We start from the raw sequence: 14232 nt of genomic DNA, 5'->3' as shown, positions 1-14232 counted from the left end.
AACAAAACTAATGATATTAAATGTGAAACCAATATTGATAAGCTTTTTTATAAAACGTACCTTTGCATAAAATTATTTAGAATGACTTTTGAAGATTTAGATTTATCTAATCAGTTACAATACGCTATTGATGATTTAGGATTTAAAAATCCTACGCCAATTCAAGAACAAGCATTTTCTGTTGTTAGATCTGGTAAAGATGTAGTTGGAATTGCGCAAACAGGAACAGGAAAAACCTTTGCGTACATGATGCCAATTTTAAGAGATTTAAAGTTTTTAAAAACGCAACACCCAAGAGTTTTGGTTTTAGTGCCAACTCGTGAATTGGTTTTGCAAGTTGTTGATGAAATAGAAAAGCTTGCAAAATATATAAATGTGCGTGTTTTAGGGGTTTACGGAGGTACAAATATCAACACTCAAAAACAAGCTATTGCACAAGGTCAAGATATTATTGTTGCAACTCCAGGACGTTTGTATGATTTAGCATTGAGTAACGTTTTAAAGCTAAAAACTATTCAAAAATTAGTGATTGATGAAGTTGATGTAATGTTAGATTTAGGTTTTAGATTTCAACTAGTTAATATTTTAGATGTTTTGCCTGACAGAAGACAAAATATTTTGTTTTCTGCAACCATGACAGATGATGTTGATGCTTTGCTATACGATTTCTTTAAAAATCCTGAAAAAATTTCAATTGCTGTTAGTGGAACTCCGTTAGATAATATTGAACAGGTTTCATATAATCTTCCTAACTTTTTTACCAAAGTAAATTTGTTGCATTTACTTTTAAAAGACAAGCAAAAATTTCATAAAGTTTTAATTTTTGTATCCTTTAAAAGAACCGCAGATTTGTTATTTAAGCATTTAGAAGAAGTATTTGGTAGCGAATCATGTGTTATTCACTCTAATAAAACTCAGAATTACAGAATACGTTCTATTAGGCAGTTTGATGAAGGTAAAAATAGAATTTTATTAGCAACAGATGTAATGGCTCGTGGTTTAGATTTTGACAACGTTAGTCACGTAATTAATTTTGATACGCCAGATTTTCCTGAAAATTATATGCACAGAATAGGTAGAACGGGTCGTGCAGAAAAAGAAGGAAAAACTATTTTATTTTCAACTAAAAAAGAACAGGTTTCTAAAGAAAAAATAGAAGAATTGATGGATTATAAGATTCCTGTTTTAGAGATTCCTGAATCAGTAGAAATTTCTACTATGCTTACTGAAGATGAACGCCCTAAAGAAGATAGAGAGCAATCTAAAAACAGAACTGGTTTAGAGTATGTGCCAGGGCCAGCTTTTCATGAAAAGAGTCAAAAGAATAGTAAAACCAATCAAGGAGGTTCTTATAGAAGAGAAATTGCCAAGAAATATAAGAAACCAAAAACTAGAGGAGATAAAAATTACAACAAACGTAATAAGAAAAAATAATGCAGGTTTTAACAGCACAAGAATTGCATAATTTGGCAATGAATATAGTTGGCAAAAAGTTACAGAAAATGGGTTACGAATTTCAAGCCATTAATAGTCAGTTAAAAAGACACCCGCAGTTTGTGTTATTTAAAAAAGGAGAACCTACTATTTTTGTGTTGGTAAAAGCAACCAATAATATTCAGAATCCAGAAGAATATGATGTTCTTTGGATGGAAACTTTTAAAGAGCATGCCAAAAAACAAAATGCTAAAGTGTGGTTTGCAGGGGTAGGAATTGCAAATGCAGAAAGTGTTGAAAACCCTGTTTTTAAAGACCAACCTTATTATGTTGCTTTCGAAGATTTTATTAAGATTTTGGAGTAGGTTTGTTTAAGGGTTTTGCTAGGGTTAGTAAGGGAATTAAAAGTGGAGAACTTTCGATTAAGCACTTGGCCAAAACTTTTTATTTTTTTTCTGTTCCAAAGCCAAATCAAAAAATTTGGCGGAAATTAAAAAACAGACTAAACATCGCGTTAAACACTAAAGTATGTATTAATTTTATTCATTGTTGTAAAACGTTTATTCAACCATGATTTTTTTAGTTGTTTTTCCTTTAACAGTAGTTTCAATTTCTATTATATAAAATCCTTTGACTAAAGAAGAAACATCAATAATGGGGTGAAATGCTTCTTTTACAGATTGTCCTAATAAATTATAAAGTGTTGCTTTTTTCAATTTTAATCCAGGTTCTAATTCTATTGATATTTTATTAGAAGAAGGATTTGGATATATTTTAAATAGAGATGATATTGAGTTATTTAAACTTAGTGTTGCACTTAAATCAAAAACCTTAACATTACCAGCATCTTCTCCATTAATATTATCATTTCCATATGTGCCAATTGCAATAATTGAACCATCATTAGATAGGCTTACTCCAACACCTGAAAAATCATGTAGAGATTCTCCGTCTATATCAACACCTATTTGTGTCCATTCATTATTTATATTTTTATATATACGTACATGTCCAGAAGAGTAGGTAGTATCATTTGTATTGTTGTATCGAGCACCAATCGCAACAATGCTACCATCACCAGATAAACATAATCCGTAACCTGACAAATCCCCAGCTGCTTCACCGTCAATATCATCACCTATTTGTGTCCATACACCATTAATATTTTTATATATTCTAACATGACCAACTCCTGGTTTATTTACACCATCATTAAGCGCAGCTCCAATTGCTACTATATTTCCATCATTTGATAGGCTAACAGCAATACCAGAGCCATCCCTTTCAGCTTCTCCATCTATATCTTGTCCAATTTGAGTCCAAACATTATTTATATTTTTATATATACGTACATGACCAGAATCTTCACCGTTTACTCCATCATTTCTGTTTGCCCCAATGGCTACTATGCTTCCTTCACTAGACAGACTTACACTATAACCAAACCTATCACCTACTGTTTCACCCTCTATGTCATCACCTATTTGTACCCATGTTGCATTCATGTTTTTGTATACACTTACGTAACCAGAATCTTGCCCATTTAAGCCGTCATTATTGTATGCTCCAATAGCCAATGTATTTCCATCACTTGATAAACTCAAAGTTCTTCCGAATTCATCATAAGAAGCTCGACCATCTATATCTTGCCCTATTTGTGTCCAAACATCGTTAATATTTTCATAGATACGGACATGACCAGACCAGAAGCCTGAATCACTGTTATATTTAGCGCCAATGGCTACTATATTTCCGTCACTTGATAAGCTTACGTAATATCCTGAATAATCTCCTGCAGCCTCTCCATCAATATCATCACCAATTTGTACCCATGTTCCATTCGTATTTTTATATATGCGGACGTGACCAGAATCTTCTCCATTTAATCCATCATTTTTATATGCTCCAACAGCTACTATATTTCCATCACTTGATAAACTAACACCCCAACCGGAATGATCTTCAGCTGCTTCTCCGTAAATACTAGAAGCTATTTGAGTTTGACTAAAAAAAGTAAAAGATGTTATTAGGGTAATAAAAAGTAAAAGTTTAATCATAATATTTGGGTTCAATTTTATAACAGATGTTTTACAACTAACATTGATATACAACATTTTAATGTTTTAAATCAAAAGTTAAACGAAGTTAGTCATTTTTTTAAGAAAGTCAATTGTGTAGTTTTGCTAAAAAAGGAATAAAGAAATCATCTTAGAAATTTAAATTTTTATAAATTCGTACTAGATTTATAAAGTTACTTTTTTATAGAAGTAATTGCCTAAAATATCATCAAAAATGATTCTATATCCTAGTTTTTTTGTTTTTTTAACAATCGTATTCATATTGCTATGGCTTTTTATTAAGACGATAGACGATAGAAAATGGTTAAGTATTTTAGTAAGTTTATTACTTACACCTGTTGTGTATTTTTATCTTTTTTATCCTTTATTAAATATTTTTAGTAGTTATCATCATGAAAAATATTTTAATGAAACTGCTTGGAAAGAAAAACCTGCTTTGCGTTATGAAATGAGCAATCAAATAATAGAAAATAATTTATTTATTGACAAAACTAAAAAAGAGGTGAAAGAAGCTTTAGGAAGCAGTGAGTGGTTTGGTTGGGATGATAGTTTAAAAGTAAATTCATCAGAAAAATGGAATTATAATTTAGGTTTTAAACCTGGTGCATTTAACGAGCAACAAGAATGTTTGGAGTTAATTTTTAAGAATGATATGGTTATAGAAGTTAAACAATATCAAATGGATAAAAGCTTTGATTAAAAAATAAAAAAGAACTTTTTTAAAAGTTTGTCTTTATAAACATCAAATTTAATTTAACAAAAAACCCAACTCATAGAGTTGGGTTTTAATTTTAAGTAATCTCTTGAAAAAAATTATTTAGCATCTTGCTCTAACAAATCAAAGAATTGATTTAATTTAGGCATGATAATAATTTTTGTTCTTCTATTTTTAGCTTTATTTTCAGCTGTATCATTTGGTGCTAAAGGTATATATTGACTTCTACCAGCAGCAATTAACCTTTCTGGTTGTACATTAAATTTATACTGTAAAATTCTTGTAATTGAAGTTGCTCTTAAAGCAGATAAATCCCAGTTGTCTTGTATAAGATTTCTTTTAATTGGAGTAGGATCTGTATGTCCTTCTATCATAACTTCCATTTTAGGCTGATCGTTAATTACTTTTGCAATTTTTTCTAAAACAGTATAAGCGCTTTCAGTTACATTATAGCTTCCGCTTTTAAATAATAATTTATCAGAAATAGAGATAAATACAACTGTTTTTTCAACATTTACTTCTATATCTTTATCTTGTATTCCGTCCGTTAAGTTCTTTGTTAAATGATATTTTATGGCCAAGTTTAATGAGTCTTTTTGAGTCATTGCTTTTCTTACACCATTAATATATCTGTCTTTTTCACTTAACTGAGAAATAACATTTTTAATATTGTCAGAAGAAGATTGTGTTAAAACAGTTAAGTTTTCAACTTGTTTTAAAGCTGTTTTTTTATCATCTTTTAAAGATTTTACTTGTTCAGTTAGTGCAAAAGCCCTACTAGATTCTTTTTCACTTTCAATTAAACACTTTTGCAAATTCGTTTTTACAGCAAGTAGTTCTTCTTTTGTTTGAGCATGCTCAGCTTCTAAAGCTACAAACTGTTTTTTAGAAACACAAGAACTTAAAGTAATTGCTGTTAATAGTATTATTGATATTTTTTTCATTTTAAAATCATTTAAGTAAACAAATTTAACAAAATCCCTAACAAAAAAACAGACTTAACAATAATTTGTGAAAACTTTATGTGCTATTTTTGTTAAAAATTCACCAATTTGATGATACATAGAAATTTTTTTACTTTTATAACATTTATAATTCTTTTTAGTGCTTGCCAAAAAGAAAAAATAAATTTAAATGGTAATGTTTTTGGCACTACATACAATATCAGTTATTTAGATACAAAAATTAATTATCAAAAACAGATTGATAGTTTGTTTTATTTGGTAAATAAATCTTTATCAACCTATATACCTACATCTGATATTTCTAAAATTAACAATGGAGATGCTACTGTAATTGTTGATGATTTTTTTATGGAAGTTTTTAATAAATCAAAAAAGATTTTTAAAGAAACAGACGGTTATTTTGATCCAACAGTAGGAAATTTGGTAAATGCATACGGATTTGGCTCAAAAAAAAGGAAAAAGAATCTTACTATGATGGAAGTTAAAGAATTGATGCAATTTGTTGGTTTAGATAAAGTTTCTCTACAAAAAAGAAAAATCGTTAAAGAAGATCCACAAGTATATTTAGAATTTAATTCTATTGCAAAAGGTTTTGGAATTGATGTAATAGCTCGTTTTTTTGAAAGTAAAAAAATAGCAAATTATTTGATTGAAATTGGTGGAGAAATTAGAGCAAAAGGGCAAAATCAACAAGGTAAATTATGGAGTATTGGACTTGATTATCCTAACTCAAATGGAACTCGAAGCCTTTCTAAAATAATTAAATTAAATAATAAGTCTGTAGCGGGTTCAGGTAATTTTAGAAAATTTAGAATTACAGATGAAGGCAAAAAGTATGTGCATACTGTAAATCCAAAAACAGGTTTTGCAAAAGAAAGTAATTTGCTAAGTGTTTATGTAATTGCAGATTTAGATTGTGCAGATGTAGATGCTTATGCAACTGCTTTTATGGCAATGGGGTTAGAAAAAACAAAAGAGTTTTTAAAAACAAATTCAAAAATTGAAGCAATACTTCATTATTTAGATGCTGAAGGAAATTTTAAAGAATTTTCTTCATATAGCTACAAATAGGTTGGTGTTTTGTATATGTAAATTTATGTTTTATAACATACAGGAAGAATTTCATTCTTCATCAAACAAAATCGTTCTAATTCTTCTGGAATAATTTTTTTTGTATAATCTATTTCATCAACTTTAAAACCTATAGAGCGTAGTTTATCAAAATAATCTTGACCATAAATTCTTACATGATCATACTGTCCAAATATTTTGGCACGTTCTTTTTTATCTGTAATAGTATTATCTTCAAAAGTTGTTTTTCTTGATAAATCTTGCGGAATTTGAAAAATACCAAATCCACCTTTTTTTAATACTCTAAACAATTCTTTCATTGCTTTTGTATCATCAGTAATGTGTTCTAAAACATGATTGCAAAATACCACATCAAACTCATTATCTTTAAATGGTAAATTACAAATATCTGCTTTTACATCTGCAATTGGAGACTCTAAATCTGAAGTTATATACTCTAGGTTTTTCTGTTTTCTAAAAATATCTAAAAAACATTGTTCAGGTGCTATATGTAATGTTTTTAGTTTTTTTTTGGATGTAAAAAAAGTTGTTTCATCTCTTAAAAAAAGCCACATTAATCTATGTCTTTCTAAAGATAATGTTGATGGAGAAAGTGCGTTTTCTCTTTGTTTTTCATATCCATACGGTAAAAATTTTCGAAAGCTTTTTCCATCAATAGGATCAGTAAATTTATCGCCTTTTAAAGAAAAAGCAATTATTGGACGTACCAGATAACTTACTTTAATTAACCAGGGTCTTGGAACTGTATTTAATATGGATTTGAAAAGAGACACTTATTAATTCGCTCTAAATTCATCTTCAATATCAGTAACAATACCTAAAGCTTCATTAACATATTTAAATGTAGAAAGTAATTCTGGTTTACCGTTAACAATTGCAACATCATGCTCAAAATGAGCTGAAGGTTTATTATCTAAAGTGGTAATTGTCCATCCATCTGAATGTTGTTTTATTTTGTGTGTTCCTAAGTTTGTCATCGGCTCAATTGCAACTACCATTCCTTCTACAAATTTTTTTCCTCTTCCTCTTTTTCCATAGTTTGGCATCTCTGGATCTTCGTGCATTTTACGACCTAAACCATGACCAACTAATTCTCTAACAACACCATATCCGTGTTTTTCTGTAAAATTTTGAATCGCAAAACCAACATCGCCAACCCTATTACCAGCTTTAAATTCTCTTATACCAACATATAAACTTTCTTTGGTGACTTCTAATAGTTTTTGAGTTTCAATATCAATTTCACCTACGGCAAATGTATATGCATGATCGCCATAAAAACCATTTTTTAATGCGCCACAATCTATAGAAATTATTTCTCCTTCTTTTAAAGGTTCTTTATTAGGAATTCCGTGCACTACTTGAGAGTTTGGACTCATACAAAGTGTATTTGGAAAATCATATAAACCCAAAAAACCAGGAATTGCACCTTGTTCTCTAATAAATTCTTCAGCAAGTTTATCTAAATATAAAGTAGAAACTCCAGGTTTTACCTCTTTGGCAAGCATACCTAATGTTTTAGAAACTACTAATGCACTCTCGCGCATAATTTCTATTTCTTCCCTAGTTTTTATCTTAATCATATTATAAAAATTGAAACGCAAAGTTAGTACTTTTCAAAGTAATAGTTTAAAATTATAACGCTAAGAAATATGTTAACTTTTATCGTAAGAATGTTTATATGGTTGATTTGTTACAATTTTCAAAATATCTTTTTCTAGAGTTTCTCTAGGTCTTTCTACATAACGTCCAACTTCTTTACCATTTTTAAAAAAGATAAAAGTAGGTACTCTTATAAGATTAAAACCTTCTTGAAGATTGTCTGGAGTTTTTTTATTTCTTCCAACAGTAATAAGTTCAAAATTATTTTGATCAAAACCGGTTTGATCTAAAATTTTATAAAAACGTGGCACTCCTCTTTTACTATCTCCACACCAAGTTCCCATAAAACCTTTTATAGTATAACCTTTTAAAGCTTCTGTTAATTTGCTTATTGTTTCTTTATCGGTAATATAAGTATTGTATTTGCTGTCAAACCAAGGTTTAAAAGAAGGGTCTGCAAAAGACTGTTTATTTGCAATACCACTTAAATGACCGCTTGCATCTTTTTTTGCAGTTACTTTTATAACCTTCTCTTCAACTTTCATCTCAACCTTATCAATAACTGGCTCTTGAATTTGTTTTTCTGATTCTATAATTTTTTTATTGGCACTACATGCTGTAAAAATTATGGTAAGTAATAAGATTGTAAAATTTTTCATAATTATAAAAGTGATTTTTGTGTCATTTCTAATGGTTGTTCTACTCCAAGTAAATCTAAAATTGTAGGAGCAATATCGCCTAAAATACCACTTTTTATTGATTTTATTTTATCATCAATTAAAATAAATGGAACAGGGTTTGTGGTGTGCGCCGTATGAGGAGACCCATCAGGGTTCATCATAGTTTCACAATTTCCATGATCAGCAATTAATAAAGTAGAATAGCCATTTGCTAATCCTGTTTCAATTACTTCTTTGGCACAAATATCTACAGTTTCACAAGCTTTTATTGCAGCTTCCATAATACCTGTATGACCAACCATATCTCCATTTGCAAAGTTTAAACACACAAAATCTGCTTCGCCTTTTTGTAAATCTTCACACAAAGCATCTTTTAATTCGTATGCAGACATTTCTGGTTTTAAATCATACGTAGCAACTTTTGGCGAGTTTCTTAAAATACGAGATTCGCCTTCAAATGGAGCTTCTTGACCTCCAGAAAAGAAAAAAGTTACATGTGGGTATTTTTCTGTTTCAGCAATTCTTATTTGTTTTTTACCGGCTGCTGATAAAACTTCACCTAAAGTATTTTTAATATTATCACTATTATAAATAACATTAATCCCTTTAAAAGATTCATCATACAAAGTCATTGTTGTATAATATAAGTCTAATTTTTTCATTCCAAATTCTGGAAAATCATTTTGAGATAAAGCATTTGTTAATTCTCTTCCTCTATCTGTTCTGTAATTAAAAAATAAAACTACATCACCATCTTTTATTTGTGTTTTTGGTGATCCATCTTCATTAGTAATAATGATTGGTTTGTGAAATTCATCTGTTAAACCAGCTTCATAATTGGCATTCATTGTTGCAATTGCATCTGTGGTTTTTGTTCCAATAGCATTTACAACGCCATCATAAGCTTCCTTAACACGTTCCCATCTATTATCTCTATCCATAGCATAATAACGACCTGTTATGGTTGCTAATTCGCCAGTAGATTCTTTCATGTATTCTTGAACTTCGTTGATAAAATATGTGCCCGATTTTGGGTCGCAATCACGTCCATCAGTAAAAGCATGTAAGAATACATTATCAACTTTATTTTCTGTAGCAACATCTAATAATCCTTTTAAATGATTGATGTGCGCATGAATTCCACCATTAGAAACCAAACCTAATAAATGAACATTTTTATTGTTTTCTTTAGCATATTTAAAAGTATCTAACAGTACTTTTTCTTGCCCTAACGTTTTTTCCTTGACGGCTTTGTTAATTCTTGCTAAATTTTGGTATACAATTCTACCGGCACCTAAATTCATATGCCCAACTTCAGAATTTCCCATTTGTCCTTCCGGTAAACCAACATGCTCTCCATCAGTTCTCAATTCAGCATGAGGATATTTGTCATATAAAGAATTTATAAAAGGTGTTTTAGCATTGTAAACTGCTGATACTTTAGGGTCTTGGGTAATTCCCCATCCATCCAAAATCATTAAGATAACTTTCTTGTTCATTATTGTATTTTAAGCAGTAAAAATAAGAAAGATTTTAAAAATATTTTTAAAATTTTACGAAACCGATAACGTAAATCATTACAGTTATAAAAATAAGCATAAGAACAATTTTTGTTTGTAAAGATTTTTTGTTTTCAGATTGCAATTTTTCTCTAATTTCCTTGAGTTGTTTGGGAGTGGCTTTTTTATTAAAATGAACTTTAATTTTACTCTTTACCTTTGAAATCCTTTATTCTTTCAAAAGTAGAGGCACGATTTCTTTTGTTAGCTTTTAAACTAGCAATCATGTGTGCAATAAATCCTTCTCCAGCCATAATAAGTGTTTAACTATTAGTAGCTGAAAACCAATAAATGTTACAATGTTTTTTATTTATATTATTAGATTAATTTTTAATGTTAAAAAAAAATACTTTAATTGTAAAATTCGTAATTTTACAATGTAAATTTTATTAATTATTTAATGGATATGCATTTTGAAATGAACTCTGTAACTAAAAAGTTACCAAAACATTTACATAAATTTATAGTAAAACAGCCTTACAATGAATATACTTCTCAAAATCAAGCAGTTTGGAGGTATGTAATGAGAATGAATATTGATTATTTAAGTAAGGTTGCTCATAAATCATACATTCCAGGTTTACAAAAAACAGGAATTTCTTCAGAAAGTATTCCTCATATGGAAGGTATGAATAGAATTTTAAAAGAACTTGGTTGGGCTGCAGTTTCTGTAGATGGTTTTATTCCACCAAATGCTTTTATGGAGTTTCAAGCATATAACGTGTTGGTAATTGCTTCGGATATGAGAACTATAAATCATATAGAATATACACCAGCGCCAGATATTATTCACGAAGCTGCTGGTCATGCACCTATAATTGCAAACCCAGAGTATGCAGAATATTTAAGACGTTTTGGAGAAATAGGAAGTAAGGCTATTTCATCAGAAAAAGATTATGAAATGTATGAAGCAATTAGGCTTTTATCCATTTTAAAAGAAGATCCTAATTCAAATCAAAAAGATATTGATAATGCTCAAGAAAAAGTAGAGTGGTTGCAAAACAATATGGGTGAGTTGTCTGAAATGTCTCAAATTAGAAACTTGCATTGGTGGACCGTTGAATATGGTTTAATAGGTACTGTTGATAACCCTAAAATTTATGGAGCAGGATTATTATCATCAATTGGAGAAAGTGCTTGGTGTATGAAAGATGAAGTAAAAAAAGTGCCTTATTCTATTGAAGCTGCAAATATTAGTTTTGATATTACAAAGCCTCAGCCTCAATTGTTTGTTACGCCAGATTTTGCTTATTTAAGTTTGGTTTTAGATGAATTTGCAAAAACAATGGCTCTAAGAACTGGAGGACTTAAAGGAGTTCAAAAATTAATAAATTCTAAAAATTTAGGAACGGTAGAGTTAACAACAGGAATTCAAATTTCGGGTGTTTTTACCAAAGTAATTCAGTTTAAAAATAACAAAGTTGCTTACTTACAAACTACTGGTGCAACAGCTTTGTCTAATAGAGATAAAGAATTAATTGGTCATGGAATAACCAGTCATGCTGATGGTTTTGGATGTCCAGTTGGAAAATTAAAAGGCATTAATTTACCAATTGAAGATATGAGTCCTAGAGATTTAAAAGCTTATGGAATTTACGAAGGTGAATTTATGACATTAGAATTTGAAAGTGGAGTAGTAGTAAAAGGAAAAGCAATTACTGGTACTAGAGATTTAAGAGGTAAAATTTTAATTATTTCTTTAGATGAATGTACTGTTACTTATGATAATCAAATACTATTTAAGCCAGAGTGGGGTATTTATGATATGGCAATTGGTAAAGAAGTAATTTCAGCATATTCCGGTCCAGCAGATGTAGATTCTTTTAATAATTTGGGCAAAGTTTCTGATACAAAAACAAGTAAGATATCTTATTCCAAATCTGAGAAAGATTTATACATTTTATACGACCAAGTAAGAGAAATGCGCGAAGAAAATTTATCAACCGAACAAAAAATAACAGAAATATTTAATCAGTTAAAAATTAAATTTCCTTTAGATTGGTTGCTTAATTTAGAAATCTATGAATTAGCTTTGCAACATAATTTTTCCATTAAAGAAGAAATTATTTTACATTTGAAAAAATTACAAGAAAATAGTAATTTCAAAAAGTTAATTTCAAACGGATTAGCTTTATGTAAAAATTATGAAAGTTAGTTGAGGTTGTTTAACTTGTTTAAAAGAAAAAATATGGATAACGAAATAAAAGAATATTTAAAAAAAGGAGCAGTTGTTTTAGATGTTAGAACTATTGAGGAATGGAATGAAGGTCATACAGAAGGAGCTAAGCATATAGTTTTAAATGTTATTCCTTTAAATATTGATGAAATAAAATCTTGGAATAAGCCTGTAATTGCCGTTTGTAGAAGTGGAGCTAGAAGTGGACAAGCAACACAGTTTTTAACAAATCACGGAGTAGATGTAATTAACGGTGGTCCTTGGGGCGATGTTGATAAACATATGTAAGGGTAATTTTTTTACCTCAAAAAAATATATAAAAAATCCTCATCATTTGATGAGGATTTTTTATAAAATAAGGTTTGTTTACATTTTTTGCAACCACGTTTTTACATCAACCGCATCTTTTATAATTTGTTTTAAATCTGCAATTGCAACACGTTTTTGTTCCATTGTGTCTCTATGTCTTATTGTTACAGAATTATCTTTTAAAGTATCATGATCTACGGTAATACAAAAAGGTGTACCAGCTGCATCTTGCCTTCTATAACGTTTACCTACTGCATCTTTTTCATCATAAAAAACGTTGAAATCCCATTTTAAGTCATCCATAATTTTACGAGCAACTTCAGGCAAACCATCTTTTTTAACTAAAGGGAAAATAGCTGCTTTAAAAGGTGCTAAAACTGCTGGTAATTTTAAAACAGTTCTTGTAGTTCCGTTTTCTAAAGCTTCTTCTTGTAAAGAATTAGAAAAAACGGCCAAAAACATTCTATCTAAACCTATAGAAGTTTCTACAACATAAGGCACATAACTTTTGTTTTCTTCATGATCAAAGTATTGTAACTTTTTACCAGAATATTCTTCATGAGCTTTTAAATCGAAATCAGTTCTTGAGTGTATTCCTTCTAATTCTTTAAATCCGAAAGGAAAATTAAACTCAATATCTGCTGCTGCATCTGCATAATGTGCTAATTTATCATGGTCATGAAAACGGTAATTTTCTGCACCCATTCCTAAAGATAAATGCCATTTTAAACGCGTTTCTTTCCATTCTTTATACCATTCTTTTTGAGTTCCTGGTTTTACAAAAAATTGCATTTCCATTTGTTCAAATTCACGCATTCTAAAAATAAATTGTCTTGCAACAATTTCGTTTCTAAAAGCTTTACCCGTTTGCGCAATTCCGAAAGGAATTTTCATACGTCCGGTTTTTTGAACATTTAAGAAATTTACAAAAATACCTTGCGCTGTTTCTGGTCTTAAATAAACTTGAGTAGAGTTTTCTGCTGAGGCACCAATTTTAGTACCAAACATTAAATTAAATTGCTTTACTTCCGTCCAATTATTAGATCCAGAAACTGGGCAATTAATTCCTAAATCTATAATTAACTGTCTAAAACCTTCTAAATCACTTTCTTCTTGAACCCTTGTTAATTCAACAGTAATTTCGTCCATTTGTTTTTGACGACGAATTACATTTTGATTAGTAGCTCTAAACTCTTCTTCATTAAAAGATTCTCCAAAACGTTTTTTTGCTTTGGTAATATCTTTTTCTATTTTCTGATTTATTTTCTCTCTAAAGTCTTCAACTAAAACATCAGCTCTGTAACGTTTTTTAGAATCTTTATTATCTATTAACGGGTCATTAAAAGCATCTACATGTCCAGAAGCTTTCCAGGTTGTAGGGTGCATTAAAATTGCAGCATCTATACCTACAATGTTTTCGTGCATTTGCACCATTGCTTTCCACCAATAATCTCTTATATTTTTCTTTAGCTCAACTCCATTTTGAGCATAATCGTAAACCGCACTTAATCCATCATAAATTTCAGAAGACTGAAAAACATAACCATATTCTTTTGCGTGCGATAAAACTTTTTTAAACTGATCTTCTTGTTTTGCCATAATGAGCGCAAAGATACACGTTT

13 protein-coding genes are annotated in these 14232 nt (G+C 29.7%); 6 read left to right on the top strand and 7 right to left on the bottom strand.

From position 1 onward, the window contains the following. The first annotated feature begins 81 nt into the window (after positions 1-81). On the top strand, positions 82-1434 hold the full coding sequence (locus tag Q0733_RS10055; protein WP_298782064.1) for a DEAD/DEAH box helicase: 1353 nt from the start codon (positions 82-84) through the stop codon (positions 1432-1434). Next, entirely contained in the window at positions 1434-1799 is a 366-nt protein-coding gene (locus tag Q0733_RS10050) for a Na(+)-translocating NADH-quinone reductase subunit F (RefSeq protein WP_298782062.1), read from the top strand. The genes Q0733_RS10055 and Q0733_RS10050 overlap by 1 nt, the downstream gene beginning before the upstream one ends. Positions 1800-1994: 195 nt before the next feature. Here the strand turns inward: Q0733_RS10050 and Q0733_RS10045 are convergent, their stop codons facing one another. Next, the gene (locus tag Q0733_RS10045; RefSeq protein WP_298782060.1) at positions 1995-3491 is read right to left on the bottom strand and encodes a T9SS type A sorting domain-containing protein; all 1497 of its coding nucleotides are present in this window, start codon (positions 3489-3491) and stop codon (positions 1995-1997) included. Positions 3492-3726: 235 nt separating this feature from the next. Between Q0733_RS10045 and Q0733_RS10040 the strand changes: the two genes are divergently transcribed. Then, the gene (locus tag Q0733_RS10040; protein ID WP_298782058.1) at positions 3727-4212 is read left to right on the top strand and encodes a hypothetical protein; all 486 of its coding nucleotides are present in this window, start codon (positions 3727-3729) and stop codon (positions 4210-4212) included. Positions 4213-4325: 113 nt separating this feature from the next. Here the strand turns inward: Q0733_RS10040 and Q0733_RS10035 are convergent, their stop codons facing one another. Next, positions 4326-5171 (bottom strand): OmpA family protein, encoded by an 846-nt coding sequence (locus tag Q0733_RS10035; RefSeq protein WP_298782056.1) that lies wholly within the window; start codon positions 5169-5171, stop codon positions 4326-4328. 111 nt (positions 5172-5282) lie between these two features. Between Q0733_RS10035 and Q0733_RS10030 the strand changes: the two genes are divergently transcribed. Beyond that, the gene (locus Q0733_RS10030) at positions 5283-6263 is read left to right on the top strand and encodes an FAD:protein FMN transferase (RefSeq protein ID WP_298782054.1); all 981 of its coding nucleotides are present in this window, start codon (positions 5283-5285) and stop codon (positions 6261-6263) included. 23 nt (positions 6264-6286) lie between these two features. Here Q0733_RS10030 and Q0733_RS10025 read toward each other — a convergent pair whose 3' ends face one another. The 4 genes from Q0733_RS10025 to gpmI form a co-directional block, all read right to left on the bottom strand. Beyond that, entirely contained in the window at positions 6287-7057 is a 771-nt protein-coding gene (locus Q0733_RS10025; RefSeq protein WP_298782052.1) for a class I SAM-dependent methyltransferase, read from the bottom strand. 3 nt (positions 7058-7060) lie between these two features. Then, the gene (gene map / locus Q0733_RS10020) at positions 7061-7867 is read right to left on the bottom strand and encodes a type I methionyl aminopeptidase (protein ID WP_298782050.1); all 807 of its coding nucleotides are present in this window, start codon (positions 7865-7867) and stop codon (positions 7061-7063) included. Between the two features lie 72 nt (positions 7868-7939). Continuing rightward, positions 7940-8545: a thioredoxin family protein gene (locus Q0733_RS10015; RefSeq protein ID WP_298782048.1), complete on the bottom strand. Its 606-nt coding sequence runs from the start codon at positions 8543-8545 to the stop codon at positions 7940-7942. 2 nt (positions 8546-8547) lie between these two features. Then, the gene (gene gpmI, locus Q0733_RS10010; protein ID WP_298782046.1) at positions 8548-10065 is read right to left on the bottom strand and encodes a 2,3-bisphosphoglycerate-independent phosphoglycerate mutase; all 1518 of its coding nucleotides are present in this window, start codon (positions 10063-10065) and stop codon (positions 8548-8550) included. 460 nt (positions 10066-10525) lie between these two features. Between gpmI and Q0733_RS10005 the strand changes: the two genes are divergently transcribed. Both Q0733_RS10005 and Q0733_RS10000 read left to right on the top strand, forming a co-directional pair. After that, positions 10526-12280, top strand: coding sequence for an aromatic amino acid hydroxylase (locus Q0733_RS10005; protein ID WP_298782043.1), 1755 nt, complete (start codon positions 10526-10528; stop codon positions 12278-12280). Between the two features lie 33 nt (positions 12281-12313). Next, positions 12314-12589 carry a rhodanese-like domain-containing protein gene (locus Q0733_RS10000; RefSeq protein ID WP_298782041.1) on the top strand — a complete coding sequence of 92 codons (276 nt, stop codon included), beginning with the start codon at positions 12314-12316 and terminating at the stop codon, positions 12587-12589. Between the two features lie 78 nt (positions 12590-12667). Here the strand turns inward: Q0733_RS10000 and Q0733_RS09995 are convergent, their stop codons facing one another. After that, positions 12668-14209 carry a glycine--tRNA ligase gene (locus Q0733_RS09995; RefSeq protein WP_298782039.1) on the bottom strand — a complete coding sequence of 514 codons (1542 nt, stop codon included), beginning with the start codon at positions 14207-14209 and terminating at the stop codon, positions 12668-12670. Positions 14210-14232 lie beyond the last annotated feature (23 nt).

This window comes from uncultured Polaribacter sp. (genome assembly GCF_947500975.1).
In the GTDB taxonomy this organism is placed as follows: Bacteria; Bacteroidota; Bacteroidia; order Flavobacteriales; family Flavobacteriaceae; genus Polaribacter.
The sequence above is the reverse complement of the archived record's forward strand: the minus strand, read 5'-3'. Positions and strand labels throughout refer to the sequence as shown.